This is a genomic window from Bacillus sp. M5A3_1b (genome assembly GCF_053345335.1).
In genome coordinates, this window is sequence record NZ_JBKEZY010000002.1 from 50656 (window position 1) to 76016 (window position 25361).

The window sequence follows — 25361 nt, forward strand, 5'->3', positions numbered from 1 at the left end:
AACCTTCCGCAATTGCGGAAGGTTTTTCTTATATAATCGCTTTAATTCCTTCTAATACTAATCCAATCATAAATCCGCAAACCGCCCCGTTCACTCGGATCCACTGCAAATCTTTACCTACATTATTTTCAATCATTTCAATTAACGTTTTATCATCTAACTTATCAAGATTTTCTTGTACAAGTTTTCCGATTTTCGAATGATTCTTTTCCACAAGTGTGACAACTTGTTTTTGTAGCCACTCTTCTATTTTTTGAACAGTTTGTTCATCTTCTTTTATTTTATTCATTTGTGTTTGTAAAAATGGAATAACATACTTATTCGCAAATTCTTCATTTTTCACAAAAGTAATTGCCCTTTGTTGTACTTGCTCCAGCATCTCTTTAATTTTGTCAGTAGCATCCCAATTGGCAATCCATTTTCCTTTCCAATTTTCTAATTCTTGTAGTAACGCTTCATTTTCTTTTACATTTATAATTTCTTGGCGAATTTTTGATAAGATAAGTTGTCTTGTGCTATTATCTGCATCTTGTAAGCTGTTAATATTGCTAATAATAAATTTCTGCAAAATGCCGCCAATTTTATCTTCATCTACAATATTCATAAACGATTTTAAAGTAAACTGTAAGAATCCATCTACTTTTATATTTTCCATCGCCTTCATACCTAAGCTTCCGAGCTGGTAACGCGCTTCATCTTGCGCTGTCCAATCTTTCACTTTTACTAAAATGTAATCAAGTGTCTTTTCATCATATTCTTGCACAACTAGTTGATCAACAAGCACTTGTAATATGTTACTTGTATTAATTGTATGCAAATACGTTTTTAATTCTTTTTCAATAATAACCGCTAATTTTTCCGTATCTATTGTAACAATCGCCTTCTCAGCAATTGTTACAATTCCCTTTTTCACAGCGTCAGACTGCATTTCTCTTTCAGCAATTTGCAGTACCATTTGCGCTAGCTGCATTTCTTTTACTTTATTCGTAATACTTTCTTTCGTCAGCCACTCATTTTCTAACGTATGAATGAGCCCTTTCGTTACTCGTTTACGATTTTTAGGTAATAACGCTGTATGTGGAATTGGAATTCCCATCGGATGACGGAATAATGCTGTAACTGCGAACCAATCCGCAAGTCCTCCAACTAATCCAGCTTCAAATCCCCCTTGTATAATCTCACCTGCTACCGTTCCTTGAAAAGGGATAGAAGCCGCAAAACCTACTCCCATAACCCCAAGCGAAATACCCGCTATATATTTAGTCTGTAATGACATCGTATACACATCCTCTTATTATGTAAAATAAAGCTTTTTGTTATATTTATTTGATATTAGTTCTTTATATCTATACTATAATGAACTAATGCGAAAATAACAAAGAATTTATAATAATACATATGTCATATAAATAAAAAATGAGGCCACAATTAGCCTCATTTTTCTAATATTGTTAATGACTCACCTGTTTTATAATACCCATTCATCACATCTTCTGGAACCATACTACCACCCGTTCCCCACACAATATGAGTACCTTTTTTCATCTTCTCTGTTAACTGTTGCTTTTGTAAATACTCATCTTCTGTACATACTTTCACTGATCCTATCATGCCCGCTAACGCAGAAGGCTCTAAATAAATATTTTCCGTATCAGCTAGTTCTTTTAACAATCTATACAACTCTTCATCACTTACTGTGTAATTTCCACTCAAAAATGGCTCCATCGTTTTACCGACAAATCCAGACGGTCTTCCTACCGCCAGTCCGTCCGCGTCTGTTACATTATCAATCCCTATATCTTGAACGGCAATTTTATCATGAAGTCCTGTCATTAAACCGAGTAACATGCATGGAGAGTGCGTAGGCTCTGCAAAGAAACAGTGCACGTTGTCTTTATACAATAACTTTAAACCAAATGCGACTCCGCCAGGTCCGCCCCCTACTCCGCACGGAAGGTAAACGAATAAAGGATGCTCTTCATCTACTACAATCTCTAACTCTTTTAATTGTTTTTGTAAACGCGATGCTGCTACTGCGTATCCTAAAAATAAATCATGTGAGTTTTCATCATCTACAAAATAACAGCTAGGATCTGCATCCGCTTGCTGACGCCCCTCTTCTACTGCTTTACTATAATCAGCTTCATATTCAATAACGTTTACACCTTTACTTCTTAATAAATCTTTTTTCCATTCTTTTGCGTCTGCTGACATATGAACAGTTACGTTAAAACCTAGTTTCGCACTCATAATCCCAATGCTTAATCCTAAGTTTCCTGTTGAACCTACCGCAATTGAGTATTTGGCAAAAAACTCTCTACATGTATCACTATCTAAAATGGAATAATCATCTTCTTCTGTTAACATACCATGCTGCAAAGCTAATTGTTCAGCATGTTTCAACACTTCATAAATCCCGCCTCTAGCTTTAATGGATCCTGATATCGGAAGATGACTATCACATTTTAATAATAATTCTCCTAAAATAGGTTGCTCGTAATTTTTCTCTAAAGCTTGTTTCATTAAAGGGATTTTCACTAAAGGTGATTCAATTATGCCGTTAGTCTCTTTCGTTTCAGGAAAAACTCTCGCAATATATGGTGCAAAACGCTTTAACCTCTCTTCCGCATCTTTTACATTTTCTTCACTAAGTGGCGAATCTTTTATTGCCGTTTCATACTTTTCCATGTTCGGATTCACCCAAAACACTTCTTCTGTTTTGATTAATTTATTTAATAATGGATATTCCGCTTTTAATTTCTCTATTTCCTTCATTCCTCTTCCTCCTCATCACCTTGTAGCTTACGATTTAATAAATTATAATTAATTTAATTTTAATATAGTTTAACACAAATTATTCACTTAAGTTAATTTTAATTTAATTTATTTAAATATAATTTAATAAATTAGTAAGGAGCTTTTCATTATGGAAAATATAGATATTGGTAAAAAGATCGAAAAACAAAGAAAAGAAAAAGGTTTAACGAGTAAAGAACTCGCAAAGATGGCAGGTATTACACCATCTATGTTAAGTCAAATTGAGCGTGGGTCTGCTAACCCTTCTATCCAAACATTAAAAGTACTCGCAAAAGCGTTAGATGTTCCAACATTTAGCTTTTTACTTGAAGATACAAATACAGACGATTTAATTGTACGTTCCTATAAACGAAAAAAAATGATTATTGATAATTTATCATATGAATTGTTATCACCTGATTTTACAGGGAATTTAGCAACAGCAATCATGACCGTTCCGCCAAATACAGCTTCATCAGAAAATGTGCTAGAACATAAAGGCGAAGAATTAGCATTTGTATTAGACGGGACAATCACATTGTATTTAAACGAAGAAGAGTACATATTAGAAACGGGTGATAGCGTAAAAATACCTGCTTATTTAAAACATAAATGGGTAAATCAGTTCGAGAAAAATGCAATTGTTTTATTTTCTGTTACTCCGCCGATTTTTTAATACACAATAAAAAAGATAGCCACGTACGGGCACACTCCATACGTGGCTATCTTTTTATTTTTTCGGCACCAACAAAATTCCTAAACTAATAATTAAGAAGCTCATTATTTGCTGTATTGATAAACCAAATAGAACCGAATTTTGTTCACTAACAAGCGAAATAATGAGATGAGCAACCCCTTCAATAATTAGAAAAACACTTATATTCTTTCCATTTCCGAGCCTTTCATTTTTCATCCATAACAAGCCGATTATACAAAGGGCGAGGATGATCTCGTATACGAAAATAGGGTGATATAAAAATTTAGATTCATATATTTTCACACCCCAAGGCAATGTCGTTTGTACACCTATTTTGTGGTTGAATAGAAAATAAAAAATAATACTCATACATAGTCCAAAAGGTAATGCGTCAAGTAAAATACGAAGCGAAAATTGTCCCTTTTTACTTTTCCAAACAATGTATATACTCGCAATTACACATCCTGCTATAATATGCTGCATACTTCCTACAGCTAATAGTGCCTGCAATGGCGACCTAAAGGCCCATACTGGATTTAAAATTGCCGGTGCAAATTTCCATACAAATACGATGATAAGAAAAGCATTTGTTACTGCATCCATCATTTTTTCATATGGTACACTTTCGTTCTTCATCTTTCGTTTCATCAACATAAATCCAAATAAACTTCCAATTATAAGAGATACGGGTTGTAACCTCACGATCCACTCCATCAATACAAAATCCCCTCTTTAACTCTCAATTAATTTCTTAAATTTCTCTTCTAATTGATCTGGAGGTAATACGCCTCGTACTTGCTCTACGATAATTCCATCTTTATTAACAAAAAATGTCGTTGGTAACGAAAATACTTTATAATCTAATCCAGCTACTCCGTCCATATCTAGTAAAACAGGAAACTTAAATCCGTGACGATCTGCAAATGCACTCGCTTCTTGTACTGGATCTCCAATTGTCGCATTTACCGCAAAAATTTCAACATCCTTTTTATATTTATCATACATACGAACTAAGTCAGGTGCCTCCATTTCACATGGGCCACACCATGATGCCCAAAAATTAATAAGGTATGGCTTTCCTTTTGCATCATTTAACGAATACAGCTTCCCGTCTAACCCTTTTAATGTTATGTTTGGCGCTTTAAATCCTACTTGTGGTAATACTTCTGTTTCTTGTAACTCCGCTTGTTTTGCTTTTCTTTCTTTTTCTTCTTTCTTTGTATTATAAAAATTAACCCCGGCCCAAATTAATGCCCCGGCCAGTATAATCGCAATTAGCTTCTTCACTTTTCTTCCTCCTCATTTTTAAAAGCCTGTAAATCCGCCGAATAGACGAATAAAGAATGCGGTAATTTTCGTCATTTGATTTGTATACAATAAAACCCCTGTTACAATCATCATTCCACCGCCAATTTTCATCATGACATTGGCATATGTAACGATCCATTTTACCTTCCCAATAAAGAATGCCATCACAAAAAACGGAACCGCAAACCCAAGAGTATACGCTGTAATATAAAGAAGTGCTTCTTCAGGATTTGTCGCCCCAAGCATGAGTACAGCTGAAAATATCGGTCCAACACACGGCGTCCAACCCGCTGCATATGTCATACCGACTAAAATCGAGCGAATATATCCAGTCGATTTACTTCTATACTGTACCTTTTTCTCTGCCATAAGCCACTTAGGCTGAAACAAACCTGTCATAAACAGCCCCATCAAAACAATGAAAATCCCACCAATTTGTTGAATCAATTTTTGGTTAGATGAAAATGTTATTCCAATCCAGCTTACCGATAAGCCTAACGCATAAAATATAACCGAAAATCCGATCATAAAAAATACGGTATGTATGATCGCTGATTTTTGCATCATTCCACGATTTTCTTTTAAATCTTGAATAGACACACCTGTAATATACGATAAATAAGTTGGATATAGCGGCAAAGAACATGGTGATATAAATGACAATACCCCTGCCCCAGCTACAAGCCAAATTGTTAAATCTGCTGCATTCATTTTACTCCCCCTAAAGCACTACAATAAGTAGTGTTAATTCTTAAAAAAAGAGGCTATATGCACTCTCCGACAATAAGTACAATCGACATACAGAATAAACCTAATGTTACATATACCGAATTCGTATGTAACGGAATATTGAGCTTAACAACTTTTTCATTTAACACTTGCTCGATTCGTAAATTTATTGCTGTTTTTGCAAATGAAGCTGTCACACATCGATTTTCCATTGTCTTTATTTTAATTAATTTTAATAATGCGCTACCTAACTCGAATTTAGATTTCATTTTTCGCATCGCATACTTATCTGCTGCTAGCTCCTGATACACATGATAGCGCTGCAATAAACCTTTTAATATCGGGATGTACACCATTCCTTCTGCTAATAACGTAAAACAAAATAATTTTAATGGATCTCGATTAGTTTGATGATATTCTTCATGGAAAATAATCGCATCCATTTCTTCATCTGAAAATGTTTGAAGCATGCCTTCTGACATGACAACTTTCGGACGAAATAACCCAATTGTAAATGCTGCAACTTCCGCGGTCGGCAATATATATATTTGTTTTCCTTTTCGAATGGAAGGGATAAGTACTTTTTGTAATTTTTTACTATAGAAAAATTGTCGCCACATTCTTTTGCACACTATGAGTACAGTAAGTAATAGTAATCCAGCAATTATAATACGAATGAGCGATAATTCCTTCATATGTTGTTCTAATTGAAACAAACAAAAATTTGAAAGAAAGAACGCCTTATTTTGAAACAGAAATGGATATGTAACGTAATACACTAACATGCTGAAAAAGAGGGTACTAACAATTACTGCTAACAATACGATTTTACGCATTTGCCATTTCATTTCATTGATCCTCTTTTTTTAACTGATTCAATTTGTCTTCTAATTTTTTTATTAAAGTTGGATCAACCTGCTCTAACTCATCAAGCATATGATTTACAACTAAATCTCCAAATTCCCCCATCAATTCCTGTGTCATTTTCTTCGTTTGATTGGATAAGAATTCTTCTTTTGTTTGCACAGCACGATATATGCCACTTCTTTTCACAGTCTGTTTTTCTAAGTGGAATTTCTCTACTAACCTGTTCATAACTGTCATGACCGTATTAAAATTCACAGGTGATTCTTCACTTAATTTCTGCTGCACTTCTTTAATCGTAATACCCTCGGTAGACCAGACAATCTCCATAATTTTCGCTTCAAGCGGTCCAAAAAAGTGATTTAATCCTTGCTCATTTAATTTATAGTTTTGAGTAAACATAGTATGGCTCCTTTCACACTACGAATTGTAGTATAAATTAAATGAAAGGTCAAACACGAATGAAATGCACTAAAATCCACTACCTATAAATACGTTCGCCATTCCATTCATTATAATCCTAGCTTCTCTCCAAATGTTTCAAAGAGATACTGCTCTAATATTTGTACATTAAACTTCTTATTACGCCCAAGTGCAAATAATTCCCGATCTTTCGCTACGATAGTATCTAATGGAATAACGACATTATCCACTATTTTTGTAATTTCAATGATGTTACTTTTGACATTTACCTCTGTTTTAAATTCAATATTTTCTAATACGATATGTGAACGTCTTCCTGATGTAAAGAAAGTAAAGTTAGGATTTTTCACAACGCCAATTTCAGCCTCTAACGCATATAAATAGTGAAAAATTATATCTCTATGTCCATCTTTTATTATTTTTTCATCCTTCTCATCATCTAAGTATTCTTTCACTTTCGTTGCAAACTCAAATCGAAAATCCATTTTTTCACGCTCCCTCTATTCATTCTATATTAAATAAATATATTAAAATAATTTTACCATATTACGGTACAAGTTCCTATTAAAAGTAAAAAGCACTTTTAATATCCCTATTATTTCTAATTCTTTTTTAATTCAATATTAATCACTGCGTCGTTATATCAATTTAAACATATTTTTCCTATATTTTGAAACAATAGTACGAAATATTATATATCAATAAATTGTTTCAAATTCATTTTTCTATATAGTTATCACTACCTTTACTATTCCGATATACTTAAACTATATTTTCTACTTATTCATTACTTGAGAGAAGGAATGTTACTCTCTTCTATCGAATTTTTATATAACAAAAATGATTAGGTGGTGCTTTACTATGAAATTAGCTGTCATTGGTGGCGGTGATTTACAAGATTCCAATCACTCGCCTATTAATGAGCGACTTATAGAATTAACAAATAAACAGTATCCAAAAGTATTATTCATTCCTACAGCTAGTCATGATGATGAAAGCTATATAAAGCTATTTTTAGACACGTTCGAAAAACAATTACACTGTGAAGTACAAATTTTACGTACTATAGCTGATACACCTTCTAAATATGAAATAGACGAAATGATTCAGTCTGCTGATTTAATTTATCTCGGTGGCGGGAACTATATTCAAATGGTTACAGAATGGAAAGAACTTAAACTCGATGAAAAATTACTATTGGCTCTGCAACAAGGAACACTCATTGCGGGCAATAGCGCTGGTGCTATGTGTTGGTTCACATCTAGTATCCGATCAGATTATGAAGGTTCTGGTTATATAGAGTGTAACGGTTGGGGGATTGTTAACAAAAGGTTTTGTCCACATTATAATCAATTAAATAGAATGAACGCCTTCCATTCCTTTTTACAAAATCATCAAGGTAATATAGAAGGAATTGCACTAGAGGATAATTGCGCTTTATATATTACAGAAGAATCTTTTGAAATTATCGGTGAACCTGAAAAAGCGTGGGAGTTTTATATGAGCGATAACAAGCTCATTAGACAACATTTTGATATCACTTTAAAAAGCTATTTGTAAACATACACTTACAAAAAAATGTCCCTAAGTATAATAGCTTAGGGACATTTGCATGATTTAACTCACTAGTCGTGTAATTCGTTTCTTCTGCCATGAAAGCTTATAATATGCATACTGTAATATTAAGCTGACAATAAATGCTGCTGGGTACCCAATCCATATCCCTTCTATGCCAAGACTTGTATGGTAAGAAAGGTAATATGCTACAGGTACTTCAACAAGCCAAATTGATACAACTCCGATAACAGTTGGCCATAATACTGTACCACTCGCTCGCATTGTCGCACTAATAATTTGCGCATGCCCGAAAATTAAATAACTCCATAACGTAATCATAACTAGGCTATGAGCAATTTCAATTGTAGTTTGACTCGTTAAAAATAGTGATAGAATGTCTCTTGAGAACAAGTAAATAAGAGATATTAGCACACCACCGATGACGTAGTTCATAATAATTCCGGCCTTCACAACTTTCTGCAATCTATCAAATTGATTCGCACCAATTGATTGTGCTGCAAAAATGGAAACTGTAATACCAAGGCTAACTGCTGGCATTTGTACATAACTTGCAACCTGGTTCACAACGCCATAAGCTGCTGTTGCATCCGAACCATAACGATTCACAAACGCGATTACCGCAATTTCAGATAATGAAACTAATATCATATTAATACTCGCTGGAATTCCGAGTCGTAACAATAGCTTCAATAACTCCCTATCCATGCGAAGATATTTCCTTACCGTACTATCTAATTGTAGTGGGTGATTTTTCTTCTTTAAATACACCAACATGACAATAAACGTAATAACTGTAGATATAACAGAAGCATAGGCTGCTCCATACACATCTAATTTCGGAGCTCCTAACCATCCAAAAATAAGAATTGGTAATAAGATCATATTTAGCGCTGTACTTACAATTAAAAAGTAAAATGGCGTTTTAGAATCTCCTGTACCTCTCATAAATGTTGTGTATGCAAAATATAAAAATAATACTGGCATCGATATAAATAAAATACGTGCATAATGAACACTTATATCAATAATATTTTCTGGCGTTCCCATTAGGCGCATAATATCCATCGCAAAAATACTACCTATTATCGCCAACACAACTCCAATAATAAATGTAAATGTCAGTGTCGTACCAACGATAGCTTTTAAACGATCTTCGTTTTTAGCACCAAACGCCTGACCAATTAAAATAGAACTCCCTGAACCAATACCAATTACAAATGAAACGAGTAAGAAAAATAGTGGAAAGAATGCTGATATAGCCGCTAAATCATTAACGCCAAGCCATCTTCCTACTACTACCATACCGAATAATTGTCCAATCGATTGTAATACATTACTTAATAGTAAAGGTACTAAAAACATGGACATCGATTTCCAAATCGGTTTACTCTCACTTTCTAACTTATGTGACTCCGCACCTTCTTTATTATTATCTGTAGGTGGTTTCAAATTTCATTTCTCCTTTTATTAAAAATCTGTTTTTCAACTTCTATTTCTTTGTATAGTTGTTATAATAATGTGCCTCTATTTATTTTCTTTTCCATATTATCATAACTTTACCCAATATTGGCTCCCATCTGCTGTTCTATCTAAAAAACCATATTCGATTAAATACCTTCTTAAAGTTACAAAATCCGGATATACTCTTTCTATGATAGTATTTACTTCTTTTTCAGTGTACTTTTTATTACTATCAAACCTCGTCACTAAATGGCGTAATATAATTAATTTGCGCTTTTGCTTTTTCGGAAATGTAGAAAGTGGTCCATCTAATCCTTCTGTAAAATGCGCTTTTAATACTTCATCATTTTCTTCTTCCGTAATATTGTAGCGATCATCTACCATCGTTGCTGTTCTATGAATGGGTACAAATTTCGTTTGTACTTTTGATTTTTCTTCTGACAGTTCCATTAATGCTAAAAATACTTTCGCTTGCTTCATTTTCTCTCGAAGTGTAAATCGATGATTACGAATGGTTGATGTACTTCCGCCATCCATCTCTTTTACAATCTCTTTATCATTTAGCCCCATATGGAAAAACTGAACCATTTTCTTTTGTAAATCCGTTAAACCCGTATACTTTTTATCAAGGTTTAATAAATAATCAAACATAGACGTATGTTCATTTTGCACATGCAATTGCACAAACTTCTCTGCTTCATACAAAACTTGATTATCTTGATAAATAACCCCCTTAATAAACGCTTCTCCACAAGCTAAACAAATATACTCCTCTGCTTCCACTTCAAATACATACCCTTTCTTCAATTCTTCTACCGAAGCATCCCAAAACTTCTCTGAAATATCACTCATACTAAACACTCCTTTAAAATGTTTATCTAAAAACAGACATTTCCCAATAACGTTTACTATCTCTTCATCATCTTAACATACAGCAAATAAACATTTCAACATTACGTTTACCCATTTTACAAACTTTTATAAAAAACGTCTACTAAATAATTTTATGAAAAGACTTAAAGTAACAAAAAAGCGAATGTATTTAATACACAAATGAAGATAGGATGTGAAACAAAACATGACTATTCTGCAAGATCCTTTGTTTACTGTTAATCAAATTTACGGTTCACATCATACTCTTGGTCTCCCGCCTACTATACTGAAAGAACTAAAATACGCTATTCAATATTTGAGTGATAACAACCTCGTTCTACACGGAACTGGTACTCACTCATTCCAAAACTTCAGCATTCAATTTTAACTACAAAAAGGTATTTCCGTATATGGAAACACCTTTTATCCATTATATATTCTATTTATAACCTCGACTAAAGCCTTACTTACCTGTACGAATATATGCTTTCGGTTTCCATCCTCAACAAATTTATTAGCACAACTACCCATAATCATCATACAACTAATTATGACTAATGCTAACTTTCTATTTTTGCAAGTCACTTTATACCTCTCCACTATTACAAAATTCCATTTAAATTTATCCCATCAGGAAATTTTACATGAATAATAAAACGTGTGAATATGCAATTATGCATACATATACGTTTTATTACGATGTTGTGATTTAATTTAGTTAGCGTACACGTAAACCGAGGTGACTAACTTGAAATTCAAAGCGAAAAAGAATCCATTTCACGTCATTTTTATTACATTATTTATCATTATTTTTTTCGTTTCGCTATTCTTCCAAAATGAAAATTCTATTTTTTTCACTCTCATAATGCTGTTAAATATCGTGAATCTTTCTTCATTCTATTTCTCTCACTACGACGTAACGGAATCCTCTCTTGTTGTAAAATATGGTTTCATACTGCGTACTGAAATTCCATTTGAAGATATTCGCCACATTACATACTCTGGCAAAACACTTCGCTCAGAAAAGTGGACTAGGCAGCAATTAGAAATCCATTACAATTTATTTGATTCTGTGACAACTTTCGTACCACAAGAAGAAGAAAAGTTCATTTCACGCTTAAAAGAAAACTGTCCACAAATGAAAGTATTGAACATGCCTGCTAACAAATAATATATTTTGGCACTTGTAGTAATACAAATGGAAGTCATAAAAATAAATATCAAAAAAGCCAAGATTCTAAAGAATCTTGGCTTTTTTATTACTCTTTCGGAGCAATCATTTTTTTCGGATCGACAATTTCATTAAATTGTTCTTCTGTTAGTAGTCCAGATTGCAGTGCTGCTTCTTTTAGCGTTAACCCTTCTTTATGAGCATGCTTCGCAATTTTCGCTGCATTTTCATATCCGATATGCGGGTTTAATGCTGTAACAAGCATTAAAGAACGATTCACATTCTCTTTAATTACTTCTTCATCTGCTTCAATACCAACTGCACAATTATCATTAAATGAAACAATTGCATCTGCTAATAAGTGAGCGGATTGTAAGAAGTTATATGCAATAACAGGTTTAAATACATTTAATTCAAAATTACCTTGGCTCGCTGCAAATCCGATTGTTGCGTCATTTCCCATCACTTGCGCTACAACCATCGTTAACGCTTCACTTTGCGTTGGATTTACTTTACCTGGCATAATAGAACTTCCTGGCTCATTTGCCGGAATAATAATTTCTCCTAGACCACTACGCGGACCACTTGCAAGCCAGCGCACATCGTTAGCGATTTTCATTAAATCAGCTGCTAATGCTTTTAATGCACCATGCGTATATACAACTTCATCATGACTTGTTAATGCGTGGAACTTATTTGGTGCAGAAATAAATTGCTTACCTGTAAATTGGCTAATTTCCTCTGACACCATCTCACCAAATTTAGGATGAGCATTAATACCTGTTCCAACTGCAGTACCACCAATTGCAAGCTCTTTCATATATGTATTGCTCTCAGCAATCATACGCTCTGTTTTTTCAAGCATACGGTGCCATCCGCTAATTTCTTGCCCTAATGTTAACGGTGTTGCATCTTGTAAGTGTGTACGACCAATTTTTATAATATGTTCAAATGCAGTTACTTTTTCTGCTAACGTTTCTTTTAATTTCGTAATTGCTGGTAATACGTGATTTTCCACTGCAATTACACATGCTACATGAAGCGCCGTTGGGAATGTATCATTTGAACTTTGAGACATGTTCACATCATCATTCGGATGAATATGTACGTCAGATTCCTTCTCTTTCAAAATTTGATTCCCTCGATTTGCAATTACTTCATTCACATTCATGTTTGACTGTGTACCGCTACCAGTTTGCCATACGACAAGTGGAAAATGTTCATTCCATTTCCCTGCAATCACTTCGTCAGCTGCTGCCACAATTACTTCTGCTTTTTCTTCTGATAGCTTTCCTAATTTTTGATTACTAAGTGCTGCACTTTTCTTTAAAATGGCAAATGCTTTTACAATCTCAAGCGGCATTTGCTCTGTTCCAATTGGGAAGTTTTCTTTACTACGTTGCGTTTGTGCTGCCCATAATTTATCAGCTGGAACTTTTATTTCTCCTATTGTATCTCTTTCAATTCTGTACTCCATTTTTTCATCCCCTTGAAAATAAAATACCTACATTTCTCATTTTAACAGAATTCCACCCAAATGATAAGAATTCTCACTCGTATATATAAAAAAATACCTCCTGCCATCGCAGAAGGTATTTTTTTATGATGCTTGCTTTCCTTTTTCAACGTCATCTACATACCAAATGAACTTGCCTGTGTATCCGTAAATAACTGCTAAAATTAATGAAACAAAGCTTAACCACATAAACGGAACGTATGAGAACGTTGCTACACCTAAAATACCAGCCATAAAAATACCATTATCCGACCACGGAACCATACCAGAAGTTAACGTTCCACCTACTTCTGAGTTACGCGCTAATACACGTCGGTCTATTTTTAATTTATCATAGCTATCTTCCATAATTTTCGGTGTTAAAATTAATGATACGTACATTGCACAACCAAATATATTAGCTAAGAATGCCACGATTAATGTAGACAATGTTACATTACCTGCAGAATTTAATTTCTTCTCAAATTTTGATACAATCACTTTTAAAACACCCAGTTTTTCAAGTAAGCCACCAAATCCTAAACCGAAAATAATAACGGCTACTGAGCCAAGCATACCGTTAATTCCACCACGGTTTAATAACTTGTCAACAAACTCAACACCTGATTGAATTGAAAATCCGTTATACGCTGTTCCAATCGCCTCTCCAAAGTTCATTCCTTGGAAAAGAGTTGCCCAAATTGCACCAATTAAAGCTCCCATTGCAATTGTTGGCATAGAAGGTTTCTTCATCGCTAATAAAGCGATAACAATGACTGCCGGAACAAGCATCCATATTTTAATATCAAATTCCTTTAATAAAGCTTCTTTTAAAAACTCTACTCGATTCAAATCTACATTATCGCCGCCATACATCCAACCAGCTACAGTAAACATAATGCTAGTAATAATGTAAGCCGGAACATCTAATACGAGCATAGCTCGAACGTGAGCAATAACGTCTACTTTCGCCATAGAAGCTGCAAGAACTGTGCTATCAGAAAGTGGTGATAATTTGTCGCCGAAATAAGCTCCTGAAAGAACTGCACCAGCAACAAGCGGAAGTGGTAAGCCAAGTCCTTCACCAATCGCCATCATAGCAATACCTGCTGTTCCAACTGTTCCCCATGATGTTCCTGTCGCAATAGAAGTTATCGAACAAATAATTAATGTTGCTAATAGGAATATGCTAGGGTGAATAAACTCTAATCCATAATAGATTAATGTTGGTACAACGCCACCAGCAATCCAAGTTCCAATTAAAGCACCTACCGCAACTAAAATCAGTATTGCTTCTAATCCGTTAGAAATCCCTTTCGTAATTGCATCTTGCAATTCTTGATAACGAAATCCTAATCTTAATCCAAGCGCAATTACTAAAAACCATGAAATAAATAGCGCTAATTGAATTGGGAGATCAAAAATCGTTTGGAAGGAAAAGACAACAGCAAGAAATAGTAATAAAAGAACTATGATTTCTAGCATCGATGGTAATCTTACACTTTTCATTTTTTTCTCTCCTTACAAGTCGATAACATGACGTATGTCGTCTTACATGTATGTAATATACAATTAGCGAAGACAAAACAAAATTTTCATATTATTTCGATTTATTTTTCCAGTATAATATACGGACACCTTTTCTATTGTAAAAGTAGATGCTACTTTTCGCAATGGAAAATATAAAAAATGTTACATTTTTTATATTTAACAATCAAAGAGTAACTTTTTTAATATTTGCCACCATAAAACTTTTTACCATTATCCTCACCGTTTTAAGGAGTATTATTATTCCCCACAAAAAAAAGCACACATCATTCAAATGATGCATGCTCCACTTTTATTTATACATATTTTGTATTTCTTCTTTATTTTTAAGTATTTCCACAAACTTCTCGCTACAACCTTTCGGAAATAACACTCCAAGCCCATATGAATGCTCAAACTGAAAATGAGGATACTTCGCTTTAACCTCATCCCAAAATTTATACACGCCGAAGTTTCGATCTTTCACCTCAATATCATGAAATAATACGATACCATTATTCGCAAGTTTCGGTAACCATGTTTTATAGTCATGAGAAACTGCTTCATACGTATGATAGCCATCAATATGCAACAAATTTATCGTTCCATCTTGAAACTGATCCACGGCCTCATCAAAAGTAGACCGAATTAAATTCCCTATTTGAGGATAACTCGTGCTCACGAATTTACTCACTATTTGAAAGACACCTTCCCCATATGGACCTGTGTGCTCATCTCCTGCCCAAGTATCTACAGCAAAGCATTTTGTAGATAACCCTTCATCTTTTACCCCTTGGCAAAAACTGAAAAAAGAAGCTCCTAGATGTGTACCTAACTCAACTAATATTTCTGGTTTTTCAAATCTTACTAAATCATAAGCGAAGTTTAAATGTCCTACCCATGCAGAATTCATACGAATATATGGACTGTATTGATCAAATTCAAATGTTGGTTTATGAGTAACCCAGCTCATCACATTTCTCCTTCTACACATATTTTTAACAAACCAAATTACTCTTATCTTTATTTTTTTATCCTCTTGATTATGATTTATTTTTATAATTTTATCTCGCTTTATTTCACCTCTTCACTTGTATCGTAAACATAACTGGAACTACTAAAATTCCCACCTTATAACACAGAAATTTCAGTTTATTTTTTATTCATTTCGTGATATATTGCATATTGTATCCGAAACGAATTTGTAGAAAAGGAGAATAAAAACTATATGGATCCAAATCGTTTAAAAGGAATCATTATGGTTGTAATTGGTGCTTGTTTATGGGGATTGTCCGGAACAGCTGCACAACAACTTTTTCAATATGAAAATGTTTCTACTGAATGGTTAGTTACAATTCGATTGCTTATATCTGGCGTTATCTTGCTCCTTATTTCCTCATTCGGAACGAGAAAAAAAGAAATATTCGGCATATGGAAACAAAAATCTGATGCTACTAAAATGATATTGTTTGGCCTATTCGGTATGCTTGCTGTACAGTACACGTACTTCGCTTCTATTAAAGAAGGGAACGCTGCCGTCGCAACATTATTGCAATATTTAGCTCCTATATTTATTACTGTATACTTACTTTTCAAATGGAACGTTCGGCCATCAAAAATTGATTTCATTTCCATTACCCTTTCATTAGTAGGCACTTTTCTCTTACTAACAAATGGGTCTGTTCATAACTTGGCTGTTTCTACACCGGCTATTATTTGGGGTATTTTATCTGGGGTATCTCTTGCTTTTTATAGTTTATATTCCAAGGAATTACTAGAAAGCTGGTCTTCCTCTGTTATCGTTGGATGGGGCATGATTATTGGGGGTATTGGCGTTACGATTCTACACTTTATTTCTACAAACGAATTCATTTTATTATCGACTATGAAATATGTAAAACTAAGTACCCTACCGCTCATCACATTTGTCGTTATTTTCGGAACACTGATTGCATTTTATTTATACTTAGACAGCATACGATACCTGACTCCGAAAGAAACGACATTATTCGGTTGTACTGAACCACTCGCAGCTATTATTTCTTCTGTACTTATATTACACGTACCCTTTCAATCTTTTCAGTTATTAGGGGCTTTTTGTGTCATTGTAATGGTGCTCATCTTAAGCCAAAAACCGGATGAAGGGAAACAGGAATTAAAGTTTGTTCATGAGAAAAAAGAAAATATACAATGAAAGGATTGTATTTCACTATGCCTATCCCTCAAAATTATAAAAAACAAGGAAGAGTTTCGGCAAAATCACTCGTTTTAAATCAACTACAAGATTGGATTATTGAAGGTGTACTGCAGCCTGATGAAAAAATTAATGATGGGGAGTTGGCTGAAGCACTAGGAGTAAGCAGAACACCTGTAAGAGAAGCACTTCAAATATTGGAGCTTTCTGGATTAGTGGAAATGGTACCTGGGCAAAAAACAAAAATTGCTCCTATTAAGTTAGACGACATTCCTATCATTTATGAAACGATGGCTGGTCTTCACTCTATTATAGGAAAGCAAGCACTTCAAAACATTACAGACGCTGATCTGAAACTACTTTCTGAAATAAATGCTGATTTTCAGCGCTCTATAGAGAAGAAAAACGCAAAACAAGCTTTAAAACTAGATATACAATTTCACAATACAATTTCTTCTATTGCTAAAAACCAATATATTGAACCCTTTCTAGAAAATATGCAACTTCACGTTTTACGCCTTGAATATTTATTTTTCCAAAACTTTGTTCCAGCAAGTCAATCTATTGAAGAACATCACTCTATCATTCAAGCATTGCAAAAACAGGACGAAAAACAAATGGAACAAATGATGTCTCAAAACTGGCTCCGTCCAATGAAAGAAATATCAAAAATAATTTCTACGAAATAATAATAGAGCTGGTTACAGAAAATCGTAACCAGCTCACCTTTTACTAATCTATATAGTTATGCCTGAATATCTGCATATTCTTCCATATCTTCGTACTCTTTTTCCAATTCCTCTAAAGACAGCTCGTATAATTGTCGGTCGCGAATTTTAAACACACCTGCTCCAATTAACTCATCAATTAAATGCCTCTTACGATTTTCAACAGCAAAACGGAGTTGACTACTCATCTTTTAAAAAACTCCTTTCCACAATCATTGAAAACGATAATCTTTATCAATTACCATTTTTGATTATAAAAGATGACTCTTTATAAGTAAAGTAATTTCATGAAATATTTACCTTACAAAGTATTTGTGGCCACATTATATATATGTATGCCGTGCGAAAAATGTTATGACACATTTTCTTATCCTTTTTCTTTCATACTTTGCAAGTTGTCTCACTATGATTAAATTCACCATCTATTTCTACTTGAATAGTGACATGTTCTACATGAAACTTCTCCTTTAATACATCCGTAGCCTCTTTTAATACATTTTGCGTTTCATCACCTTTAATAATCAAATGGCAAGTTAATACTTGAAAATCAGATGTGACAGACCATATGTGCAAATCATGAACTTCTTTTACAACCGTAATATTTAATAATGTACTTTTTACCTCTTCAACATTTATGTGCTGGGGTGCACCTTCCATTAATATATGGACCGTATCACGTGTTACACGCCATCCGCTAATAATGACTAAAATAGACACAAGAATACTAGCAATCGCATCAGCAACAGTCCATCCGAAAAATTTAATAAATAGCGCAGCAATAATCGCTCCAACTGATCCTAATAGATCGCCTAATACGTGTAAGAAAGCACTTATTAAATTCAAATTCCCCTTCACATCTCCGCCTCTCATTAATATCCAAGCTGATAAAATATTAATAAGCAGACCAAGTACAGCAATAATGAGCATCCCATTACTAGCAATCTCAACTGGCTCTTTAAAACGGCGAATTGCTTCAATAAAAATGTATACTGAAATGACAATAAGAACGACACCGTTACATAATGCCGCTAACATTTCGACTCGCTTATACCCATATGTTTTCGCAGTTGTTGCTGTTTTTTCTCCGAGCTTGAACGCAAGTAAACTTAACGCTAACGATACTGCATCACTTAACATATGCCCCGCGTCAGATAATAGTGCTAAGCTATTTGTTACAAATCCCCCAATAACTTCAGCAATCATAAAACTTGTCGTTAGTACGAAAGCAATTAGTAACGCCTTTTTATTGTTAGAATGACCATGATCATGTGAATGTCCCATACGAATGCTCCTTTAAGTGTAATATCTGTATGTTAGTATGAAACAAACTCCCCCTCTTTATCCCCCATTAACTGTCCATAAACGTCCGCTTCCTCTATCTATACACTTCGTTATTTTTCAAACAAGTCCTTTTTCTCAACAAAAAATAAGACTACTTCTTTTTCAGCTTCATATTGTTTACTAATGAAAGAATTTTTAAGGAGGTTACTAAAATGAAACGTTTATTTCTCTGTATGGAGCGAGAACTTGTTGTAGTGAAAGAACAATATGGTCACTTTGAAACAGCGTATCACTTACAAAACATGCAACCTACTTGTATTGCAGTTGATCCATTCCAAAATAATCGTGTATATTGCGGAACATTTGGACGAGGTTTATGGTTAAGCGACGATGGCGGTGATTCGTGGAAACCGATTGGAGATTCATATCGTTACTTTGATTTCCCTAAAGAAGATGGTATTTTACACTCTTCGATAACTTCCATTACGATAAGTCCTAATGAACAAGTTAACGGCTATGGCGTCGTTTATGTCGGCACAGAACCGAGCGCTTTATTCCGTTCTGAAAATGGTGGTGAAACGTGGACTGAACTTAAAAATATGAAATCATTAATATCTTCTTATACGTGGGCTTTTCCGCCTAGACCTTTTACCCATCATGTACGCTGGATTACAGTTGATCCAAACAATCCAAATACAATCCATGTTTCAATTGAAGCTGGTGCTGTTATTCAAAGTAATGATAGAGGGCATACTTGGATTGATAAAAAATTCGGTGCTCCTATCGATGCACATCAATTGCTTATGCACCCTGAAGCTCCAAATCGCCTTTATGCATCATGTGGTGACGGATTTATGGGCGGACCTGATCGTGCATACCTTGAAAGTTATAACAGTGGAAACAGCTGGATATCATGCAGTGAAGGACTTGAACATCATTATTTATACAGCATGGCTATTGATCCAGCTGATTGCAATACAATTCTCGTTTCTGCCGCACCAAGTGCTGACCTCGCCCATCACCATATTCCTTATGAATCCTATATTTACCGTAAAACGAAAGATACTCCTTTCGAGCAAGTGCAGCAAGGTCTACCATCTGCAATTGGTACAGTCATTTCAATGTTTGCTACAAATCCAGCAGAACCACATACGTTTTACACTTTAAATAACAACGGCGCCTTTCAATCCAAAGATAGCGGCGAATCGTGGGAACAATTAAACATTCCGTGGAAAGATGAGTATAAAACGCAGCATCCACATGCATTACTCGTTACTAGTTCTTAACGAAAAAAAGACTGCCTAATTGTTTTAGGCAGTCTCTCTTTTATTTCTTTAAATCAATTACGATATCATCTAACGCAATACCCTTATTGCCTCCCAATCTTCGAGGCACAAAACGCTCCTTTACTTCTCCTCCAACTATTGTTACTGAGCCATAATTTTCAGGAGTGTGAATTCTTAAATTAACGTAAGGCGTTATTATTAACTTAGTCGCATTCTCATTAAGTTGTTGGAATGTTTCACTCCAATTAAAATTATAAGGATCTTCACCTGAGCCTCCATTTCCTTCTCCATAATACTGATTACCTATATCATCTCTCACTTTTAAATCAACATCCACTCCATCCCATACACCTCTTATTTCTTGAGCTACTTCTTGGTTGTAATATAGAATAAACGACATGGGTGTTATTTCCATTCTCTCCATATTAACTTTTACACCATCTTTTTCTGCACTACCTCTAATCAATTTCTCTTTATTTTCTATTCCTTTTAGATTAATATTAAAATTCCAATCTCCTTTTATCTCTTCTTCTGTTTCTAAAATGTTTATACTTTGTATACTCCATTCAACATTCACTGTAGTTCCTTTATTACTAATTAGATCACTACTTGTTTTTATTAAACCTTTATATTTCCTATCAGCGACCTTAATAATTTCATTGCTTCCTGATTGGGCACCTGCTCCTTTAATAGTTAAAAAATCCAACGTACTTGGATTTTTTCCTAAATCTCTGTTACTTTCTATAGAATAGTTTATTGATACTGTCTTACCATCGAAAATCGCATTATTAATCGTTATCTTAATTCCATTTCTTTCTTTTGTCATATTTAGTACTGTGGCGTATTGTTGATAATTATTATGAAGCCCCGTTTTCTTCTCTGCGTTCGCTTTATAATTTTCATATAACCCTGTTCTACCATTATCTAAAAATCGGAATATATCACCTACAATTGGCAATCCCCCTGCATATGTAGGAAATCCAATACCAAGCGTTGCAACTGATAATCCTACTAAAATAGATGCGGCAGCGACACCTTTTTTCCAACTTTTCATCTTTTTCTTCGTACGTAACAATTGTTTTACATTGCGCTTCACTTTTTCTTTTTCAATTTCAGAAGCCTCAATTTCCTCAAGTTCTTTTTCATCTATATCAATGTCATTTAATAGTTCATAAATGTCTTTCATATGGCACTACCTCCAAAACTAATTTTCGTAGCATTTTGTTGTAGTTTCTTTTTCCCACGGTATACACGATTATCGATCGCTGCCCGAGTTAACCCTAACTTATCTCCTATTTCTTCTGTCTTCATACCGAGAAGATATTTCATTATGAACACCTTTTGATCTAACGGTTCTAATTGATTAATAAGCTTCAATAACTCTTCCCTATCTTCCATAACGATTAATTCATCTTCAGCTGACTTTTCCGTACTAATATGAAACTCATCTGAAATAATTTCTACTTTTCTAGTCGCTTTCCGGTAATAATCAATCGCTTTAAATTTCGCAATCGCCGCTATCCATTTTTTAAAGTCACTCGGCTCTCCATGAAATTTATTTGCGTTATTCCAAATGGAAAGAAATATATCGTTTACACATTCCTCTATGAGTCCATCATTTCGAACTGGAAGGAGAACTTTGTGCGTTATTCCTTTTATGAGTGGTAAGTATGTATCAACAACAAATTCTAGCGCATCTTCTTTTTGTCGTTGTAATCTTTTTATAAAATTTTTCTCATTTGATTTCATGTAGCGATTCCCCTTATTTTTTTGTAAAAGCTTTTACACCCTATATAACGTCTTACAAAATATTTTCTCTCATCTTTTTTATTTTTTGTATGTTATGGAATACTTTCCCTACGTCATTGTCTCACATAACTATGTATTACAAGAGAATTTTCTCAAGTCTGCAATTTAATTCATGTAGTACACTATTTATATAGTCATTCTTTAACTTGGTGTACATTTTACTCCGCATTAACGGGCAGTAAATCCCACCTCAAAATTGGGCGAATGCGAGGAAGTTAGGTGGGAGATAACTGCCCGTAAAAGCCCGATTGGTGAGGGCTAATAATCAGTGGGGGATGGAAAAAAAACCACTGATTAAAGTTTCACTTTATTTCATTAATCTACTTTTCAACATTTTAAATTAGGAGATGAGATGTGTATGTGTGGAATTACAGGTTGGGTAAATTGGAATAAGGATCTTTCCAATGAACATGTTATTTTAGAAAAGATGGCAAATAGTATCCAGCATCGCGGTCCGGATGCTGAAGGATTTTGGTTTTCACCTCGTGCGGCCTTTGCACACCGTCGGTTAATCGTAATTGATCCAGAAGGCGGGACACAACCAAAAACATTTCGTGCTGGTGATTATACGTATGCTCTTACTTATAATGGAGAAATTTATAATTTCCGCGAGCTTAGAGAGCAACTTCAAAAATGTGGTCATGCATTTGAAACACATTCGGATACAGAGGTGTTACTACATGCTTATTTAGAATGGAAAGAAGACTGCGTACAACATTTAAACGGAATTTTCGCTTTCGCTTTATGGGATGATCAGAAGCAACAATTATTTTTAGCACGTGATCATTTAGGCGTAAAGCCACTCTTTTATACAGAAAGAAATGACAGCATTATTTTCGGATCTGAAATAAAAGCACTATTAGCGCATCCATCTGTCCCTGCTGAAATTGATGCGGATGGCATAAACGAAATATTTGGATTAGGATTATTTCGAACTCCAGGATGTGGCGTCTTTAAACATATTCAAGAAGTGCGTGCTGGACATTCTATAACGTTTACACGTGATAAAAAAGTAGTTAAGAAATATTGGAATTTAGAAAGTAAAGTTCATACAGACTCTACTGAAGATACATCATCACATATTTTATCTATTTTACAAGATACAGTAAAAAGACAATTAATTGCCGATGTTCCTCTCGTTTGTATGTTATCAGGAGGATTAGATTCTAGCGGTATTACTGCACTAGCGGGTAAAGAGTTTGCAGCGGAAAATAAAACACTTCATACGTATTCCGTTGACTTTGTAAATAGTGCAAAAGATTTCGAGCTGACATTTGCTCGCACTGGTTTAGACGCTCCTTGGGTAAAACGTGTTTCCGAACATGTAGGGACATCTCATCATGACATTATTGTGAATGCTGAAGAATTAGCAAATCACTTATTCGTCCCTCTCCGTGCAAAAGATTTACCGAGTGCTGGCGAAATGGAAACTTCACTATATTTACTATTTTGCGAAATGAAAAAAGATGCAACTGTAGCTTTATCCGGCGAATCTGCTGATGAAGTATTCGGTGGTTACCCTTGGTTTCATCAAGAGGATTTACTATTTGTCGATAAATTTCCTTGGCTAACAAATTGGAAAAATACTTCCCCTCTTCTACTAAATGAAGTAAATAACCAATGCAACTTAGAAAACTATATTGATACACGCTTCCAAGAAGCGATTCTTGAAGTACCTACTCTTGAAGGGGAAAGTAAAAAAGCCGCGAAACAACGCCAAATGTTTTATTTATTTTTAACGAGATTTCTCCCGTTCTTACTTGATCGTAAAGATCGTATGAGTATGGCTGTAGGCTTTGAAGTACGTGTACCTTTTTGCGATTATAGATTAGTTGAATATTTATGGAACGTTCCTTTCAATATAAAAAGCATTGATAATATTGAAAAAGGCATTTTACGTAGAGCACTGCAACCTGCTTTACCTGACGATGTACGCAATAGAAGAAAAAGCGCTTACCCAACTTCACAAGATCCACATTATTTACAAACAATCCGTCATTTATCACTCGACTTGTGCAGTAATAAAAACAATCCTATTTTCTCACTTATTAATCATTCCACATTACTTGCCATTGCCGATGAAAGCAATAAAGAAATTAACAATTTTGAAGCAAGAAGTGCTATGGAATATATGCTACAAGTAAATGAATGGTTGAAAACGTATCATATTCATATTGCTTAACAAAAAGGAGTTCAAGGATAAAAACCTTGAACTCCTTTTATATTAATTAGCGCATTTTTTATTTTCAGTATCAATGGACCATCCAATAATTGTGGCACAATCTCTACCTTTCCACTGCAGTACATTTGTTAATACTGGCTCAATCTGTAAGCAACTTCCGTCGTGCAATATTTCTACTAAAGATTGATCATCATCAAATTTTCGTTTATCACACTCTAAAATACCGTCCGTTGCCATTACAATATGATTCATTCCTTTTTCTAATCCTCTGACACCTGATGTAAAGCAAGGTGTATTTGCAGCAAAAATATTTTTCCTACCAATATATTCGTAATTCTTCCGTTTATTTAACCGCCCTTTACCATTCTTCGTTTTTTCAGAATGGAATAAATATGCGAAGCAATCACCAACTGATAGCCAATATAAAAATTCGCCTTTTCGCAAACAAATTAAGCATGCAAGTTCCTCATCATCTTGATCACATTTTTCAATAAACAATTCATCTGTAAATAACGCTAATAAGTACATATGCGTATGATGAAAAGCTAAATGTATCGGGTAAGAAAATAACTCTTTTAGTTTCTCTTTTCTTGCTGAAATTGCTTCTATTATATAATCAATATTTTTTGTTTTGTGGTGTGTATCAAAAATCATAACAAATTCAAATTGTAATTCAGGATCCCACCAAGCAAGTACCGCATCTCCTCGTTCATATGCATCACTCTCTTGATTTCCCCCATATACGCCGACTGAAAGAGGACCACATTTTTCAACATGTATTTCATCTACATACATCTGTTCATGACTCATCCATTTGAATGTATTCACAGCTATCATCCTCTCTCTTGCTAAATGTATACCTTTACACATAGATTACCTTATATTTCAATAAAAATAAACTTTTTCAACATTTTTTATCCAAATAAAAGGATTTTATTTCTATGTTCACGAATATATCT

The 25361-nt window shown here is 34.3% G+C and carries 25 protein-coding genes and 1 pseudogene; 8 read left to right on the forward strand and 18 right to left on the reverse strand.

All coding sequences use genetic code 11. The features are described 5' to 3' along the window. Positions 1 to 28 precede the first annotated feature (28 nt). Entirely contained in the window at positions 29 to 1276 is a 1248-nt protein-coding gene (locus tag ACLBWW_RS06405) for a DUF445 domain-containing protein (RefSeq protein ID WP_098137041.1), read from the reverse strand. Positions 1277 to 1434: 158 nt separating this feature from the next. Continuing rightward, on the reverse strand, positions 1435 to 2775 hold the full coding sequence (dsdA, locus tag ACLBWW_RS06410; protein ID WP_447613948.1) for a D-serine ammonia-lyase: 1341 nt from the start codon (positions 2773 to 2775) through the stop codon (positions 1435 to 1437). 151 nt (positions 2776 to 2926) lie between these two features. Between dsdA and ACLBWW_RS06415 the strand changes: the two genes are divergently transcribed. After that, positions 2927 to 3472, forward strand: a complete 546-nt coding sequence (locus ACLBWW_RS06415; RefSeq protein ID WP_048543333.1) for a helix-turn-helix domain-containing protein — start codon at positions 2927 to 2929, stop codon at positions 3470 to 3472. A 54-nt stretch (positions 3473 to 3526) separates the two neighbouring features. Here ACLBWW_RS06415 and ACLBWW_RS06420 read toward each other — a convergent pair whose 3' ends face one another. The 6 genes from ACLBWW_RS06420 to ACLBWW_RS06445 all read right to left on the reverse strand — a co-directional run bounded on the left by ACLBWW_RS06420 (position 3527) and on the right by ACLBWW_RS06445 (position 7302). Further along, on the reverse strand, positions 3527 to 4207 hold the full coding sequence (locus tag ACLBWW_RS06420) for a prolipoprotein diacylglyceryl transferase family protein (RefSeq protein WP_048543334.1): 681 nt from the start codon (positions 4205 to 4207) through the stop codon (positions 3527 to 3529). A gap of 18 nt (positions 4208 to 4225) precedes the next feature. Beyond that, complete coding sequence (locus tag ACLBWW_RS06425; RefSeq protein ID WP_000733169.1) at positions 4226 to 4780, reverse strand: TlpA family protein disulfide reductase; 555 nt, start codon at positions 4778 to 4780, stop codon at positions 4226 to 4228. A gap of 18 nt (positions 4781 to 4798) precedes the next feature. Then, a complete protein-coding gene (gene ccdA / locus ACLBWW_RS06430) occupies positions 4799 to 5512 on the reverse strand; it encodes a cytochrome c-type biogenesis protein CcdA (RefSeq protein WP_048543335.1) in 714 nt (237 codons plus the stop codon). Between the two features lie 53 nt (positions 5513 to 5565). Further along, positions 5566 to 6378: a M56 family metallopeptidase gene (locus ACLBWW_RS06435; protein WP_048543336.1), complete on the reverse strand. Its 813-nt coding sequence runs from the start codon at positions 6376 to 6378 to the stop codon at positions 5566 to 5568. Position 6379: 1 nt separating this feature from the next. Further along, positions 6380 to 6796 carry a BlaI/MecI/CopY family transcriptional regulator gene (locus ACLBWW_RS06440; protein WP_048543337.1) on the reverse strand — a complete coding sequence of 139 codons (417 nt, stop codon included), beginning with the start codon at positions 6794 to 6796 and terminating at the stop codon, positions 6380 to 6382. Positions 6797 to 6906: 110 nt separating this feature from the next. Continuing rightward, the gene (locus ACLBWW_RS06445; RefSeq protein WP_048543338.1) at positions 6907 to 7302 is read right to left on the reverse strand and encodes a DUF3942 family protein; all 396 of its coding nucleotides are present in this window, start codon (positions 7300 to 7302) and stop codon (positions 6907 to 6909) included. Positions 7303 to 7678: 376 nt separating this feature from the next. Here ACLBWW_RS06445 and ACLBWW_RS06450 point away from each other — a divergent pair, with 376 nt between their 5' ends. Then, positions 7679 to 8377, forward strand: a complete 699-nt coding sequence (locus ACLBWW_RS06450) for a peptidase E (RefSeq protein WP_048543339.1) — start codon at positions 7679 to 7681, stop codon at positions 8375 to 8377. Positions 8378 to 8434: 57 nt separating this feature from the next. Here ACLBWW_RS06450 and ACLBWW_RS06455 read toward each other — a convergent pair whose 3' ends face one another. Both ACLBWW_RS06455 and ACLBWW_RS06460 read right to left on the reverse strand, forming a co-directional pair. Next, positions 8435 to 9844: an MATE family efflux transporter gene (locus ACLBWW_RS06455; protein WP_000804152.1), complete on the reverse strand. Its 1410-nt coding sequence runs from the start codon at positions 9842 to 9844 to the stop codon at positions 8435 to 8437. A gap of 99 nt (positions 9845 to 9943) precedes the next feature. Further along, entirely contained in the window at positions 9944 to 10708 is a 765-nt protein-coding gene (locus ACLBWW_RS06460) for a DUF2087 domain-containing protein (RefSeq protein WP_098078381.1), read from the reverse strand. Between the two features lie 256 nt (positions 10709 to 10964). On the opposite strand from ACLBWW_RS06460, the pseudogene ACLBWW_RS06465 reads away from it, so the two are divergent. Continuing rightward, positions 10965 to 11117: pseudogene (locus ACLBWW_RS06465) on the forward strand (MBL fold metallo-hydrolase); the annotation flags it as partial. A 360-nt stretch (positions 11118 to 11477) separates the two neighbouring features. Further along, the gene (locus ACLBWW_RS06470) at positions 11478 to 11900 is read left to right on the forward strand and encodes a PH domain-containing protein (RefSeq protein WP_447613949.1); all 423 of its coding nucleotides are present in this window, start codon (positions 11478 to 11480) and stop codon (positions 11898 to 11900) included. An 88-nt stretch (positions 11901 to 11988) separates the two neighbouring features. On the opposite strand, the gene fumC is transcribed toward ACLBWW_RS06470, so the two are convergent. From fumC to ACLBWW_RS06485, 3 genes are all read right to left on the reverse strand, one after another. Beyond that, positions 11989 to 13377 (reverse strand): class II fumarate hydratase, encoded by a 1389-nt coding sequence (gene fumC, locus ACLBWW_RS06475; protein WP_048543344.1) that lies wholly within the window; start codon positions 13375 to 13377, stop codon positions 11989 to 11991. Positions 13378 to 13500: 123 nt separating this feature from the next. Then, a complete protein-coding gene (nhaC, locus tag ACLBWW_RS06480) occupies positions 13501 to 14904 on the reverse strand; it encodes a Na+/H+ antiporter NhaC (protein WP_000843982.1) in 1404 nt (467 codons plus the stop codon). Between the two features lie 331 nt (positions 14905 to 15235). Further along, positions 15236 to 15895 carry a class I SAM-dependent methyltransferase gene (locus ACLBWW_RS06485; RefSeq protein WP_048543345.1) on the reverse strand — a complete coding sequence of 220 codons (660 nt, stop codon included), beginning with the start codon at positions 15893 to 15895 and terminating at the stop codon, positions 15236 to 15238. A 255-nt stretch (positions 15896 to 16150) separates the two neighbouring features. Between ACLBWW_RS06485 and ACLBWW_RS06490 the strand changes: the two genes are divergently transcribed. Together ACLBWW_RS06490 and ACLBWW_RS06495 are read left to right on the forward strand one after the other, a co-directional pair. Continuing rightward, entirely contained in the window at positions 16151 to 17116 is a 966-nt protein-coding gene (locus ACLBWW_RS06490; protein ID WP_098080211.1) for a DMT family transporter, read from the forward strand. 17 nt (positions 17117 to 17133) lie between these two features. Beyond that, positions 17134 to 17805 carry a GntR family transcriptional regulator gene (locus tag ACLBWW_RS06495; protein ID WP_046959020.1) on the forward strand — a complete coding sequence of 224 codons (672 nt, stop codon included), beginning with the start codon at positions 17134 to 17136 and terminating at the stop codon, positions 17803 to 17805. Between the two features lie 56 nt (positions 17806 to 17861). Here the strand turns inward: ACLBWW_RS06495 and fbpA are convergent, their stop codons facing one another. After that, positions 17862 to 18032: a Fur-regulated basic protein FbpA gene (gene fbpA / locus ACLBWW_RS06500; RefSeq protein WP_000098304.1), complete on the reverse strand. Its 171-nt coding sequence runs from the start codon at positions 18030 to 18032 to the stop codon at positions 17862 to 17864. 193 nt (positions 18033 to 18225) lie between these two features. Next, the gene (locus ACLBWW_RS06505; protein WP_447613950.1) at positions 18226 to 19125 is read right to left on the reverse strand and encodes a cation diffusion facilitator family transporter; all 900 of its coding nucleotides are present in this window, start codon (positions 19123 to 19125) and stop codon (positions 18226 to 18228) included. 212 nt (positions 19126 to 19337) lie between these two features. Between ACLBWW_RS06505 and ACLBWW_RS06510 the strand changes: the two genes are divergently transcribed. Beyond that, positions 19338 to 20411, forward strand: a complete 1074-nt coding sequence (locus ACLBWW_RS06510; RefSeq protein WP_098131904.1) for a WD40/YVTN/BNR-like repeat-containing protein — start codon at positions 19338 to 19340, stop codon at positions 20409 to 20411. Positions 20412 to 20451: 40 nt separating this feature from the next. Here the strand turns inward: ACLBWW_RS06510 and ACLBWW_RS06515 are convergent, their stop codons facing one another. Together ACLBWW_RS06515 and ACLBWW_RS06520 are read right to left on the reverse strand one after the other, a co-directional pair. Then, the gene (locus ACLBWW_RS06515; protein WP_048543352.1) at positions 20452 to 21597 is read right to left on the reverse strand and encodes a DUF4179 domain-containing protein; all 1146 of its coding nucleotides are present in this window, start codon (positions 21595 to 21597) and stop codon (positions 20452 to 20454) included. Further along, positions 21594 to 22160 carry a sigma-70 family RNA polymerase sigma factor gene (locus ACLBWW_RS06520; RefSeq protein WP_447613951.1) on the reverse strand — a complete coding sequence of 189 codons (567 nt, stop codon included), beginning with the start codon at positions 22158 to 22160 and terminating at the stop codon, positions 21594 to 21596. The genes ACLBWW_RS06515 and ACLBWW_RS06520 overlap by 4 nt, the downstream gene beginning before the upstream one ends. A gap of 418 nt (positions 22161 to 22578) precedes the next feature. Here ACLBWW_RS06520 and asnB point away from each other — a divergent pair, with 418 nt between their 5' ends. Continuing rightward, the gene (gene asnB, locus ACLBWW_RS06525; RefSeq protein ID WP_048543353.1) at positions 22579 to 24402 is read left to right on the forward strand and encodes an asparagine synthase (glutamine-hydrolyzing); all 1824 of its coding nucleotides are present in this window, start codon (positions 22579 to 22581) and stop codon (positions 24400 to 24402) included. A 42-nt stretch (positions 24403 to 24444) separates the two neighbouring features. Here asnB and ACLBWW_RS06530 read toward each other — a convergent pair whose 3' ends face one another. Then, entirely contained in the window at positions 24445 to 25272 is an 828-nt protein-coding gene (locus tag ACLBWW_RS06530; protein WP_088062938.1) for a protein phosphatase 2C domain-containing protein, read from the reverse strand. Positions 25273 to 25361 lie beyond the last annotated feature (89 nt).

Excerpts from the sequence above, each read along its gene's own strand:
- ACLBWW_RS06405 (WP_098137041.1), bottom strand. The coding sequence starts at position 1,276 with ATGTCATTACAGACTAAATATATAGCGGGTATTTCGCTTGGGGTTATG.
- dsdA (WP_447613948.1), bottom strand. The coding sequence starts at position 2,775 with ATGAAGGAAATAGAGAAATTAAAAGCGGAATATCCATTATTAAATAAA.
- ACLBWW_RS06415 (WP_048543333.1), top strand. The coding sequence starts at position 2,927 with ATGGAAAATATAGATATTGGTAAAAAGATCGAAAAACAAAGAAAAGAA.
- ACLBWW_RS06420 (WP_048543334.1), bottom strand. The coding sequence starts at position 4,207 with ATGGAGTGGATCGTGAGGTTACAACCCGTATCTCTTATAATTGGAAGT.
- ccdA (WP_048543335.1), bottom strand. The coding sequence starts at position 5,512 with ATGAATGCAGCAGATTTAACAATTTGGCTTGTAGCTGGGGCAGGGGTA.
- ACLBWW_RS06435 (WP_048543336.1), bottom strand. The coding sequence starts at position 6,378 with ATGAAATGGCAAATGCGTAAAATCGTATTGTTAGCAGTAATTGTTAGT.
- ACLBWW_RS06440 (WP_048543337.1), bottom strand. The coding sequence starts at position 6,796 with ATGTTTACTCAAAACTATAAATTAAATGAGCAAGGATTAAATCACTTT.
- ACLBWW_RS06445 (WP_048543338.1), bottom strand. The coding sequence starts at position 7,302 with ATGGATTTTCGATTTGAGTTTGCAACGAAAGTGAAAGAATACTTAGAT.
- ACLBWW_RS06450 (WP_048543339.1), top strand. The coding sequence starts at position 7,679 with ATGAAATTAGCTGTCATTGGTGGCGGTGATTTACAAGATTCCAATCAC.
- ACLBWW_RS06460 (WP_098078381.1), bottom strand. The coding sequence starts at position 10,708 with ATGAGTGATATTTCAGAGAAGTTTTGGGATGCTTCGGTAGAAGAATTG.
- fumC (WP_048543344.1), bottom strand. The coding sequence starts at position 13,377 with ATGGAGTACAGAATTGAAAGAGATACAATAGGAGAAATAAAAGTTCCA.
- nhaC (WP_000843982.1), bottom strand. The coding sequence starts at position 14,904 with ATGAAAAGTGTAAGATTACCATCGATGCTAGAAATCATAGTTCTTTTA.
- ACLBWW_RS06485 (WP_048543345.1), bottom strand. The coding sequence starts at position 15,895 with ATGAGCTGGGTTACTCATAAACCAACATTTGAATTTGATCAATACAGT.
- ACLBWW_RS06490 (WP_098080211.1), top strand. The coding sequence starts at position 16,151 with ATGGATCCAAATCGTTTAAAAGGAATCATTATGGTTGTAATTGGTGCT.
- ACLBWW_RS06495 (WP_046959020.1), top strand. The coding sequence starts at position 17,134 with ATGCCTATCCCTCAAAATTATAAAAAACAAGGAAGAGTTTCGGCAAAA.
- fbpA (WP_000098304.1), bottom strand. The coding sequence starts at position 18,032 with ATGAGTAGTCAACTCCGTTTTGCTGTTGAAAATCGTAAGAGGCATTTA.
- ACLBWW_RS06505 (WP_447613950.1), bottom strand. The coding sequence starts at position 19,125 with ATGGGACATTCACATGATCATGGTCATTCTAACAATAAAAAGGCGTTA.
- ACLBWW_RS06510 (WP_098131904.1), top strand. The coding sequence starts at position 19,338 with ATGAAACGTTTATTTCTCTGTATGGAGCGAGAACTTGTTGTAGTGAAA.
- ACLBWW_RS06515 (WP_048543352.1), bottom strand. The coding sequence starts at position 21,597 with ATGAAAGACATTTATGAACTATTAAATGACATTGATATAGATGAAAAA.
- ACLBWW_RS06520 (WP_447613951.1), bottom strand. The coding sequence starts at position 22,160 with ATGAAATCAAATGAGAAAAATTTTATAAAAAGATTACAACGACAAAAA.
- asnB (WP_048543353.1), top strand. The coding sequence starts at position 22,579 with ATGTGTGGAATTACAGGTTGGGTAAATTGGAATAAGGATCTTTCCAAT.
- ACLBWW_RS06530 (WP_088062938.1), bottom strand. The coding sequence starts at position 25,272 with ATGTGTAAAGGTATACATTTAGCAAGAGAGAGGATGATAGCTGTGAAT.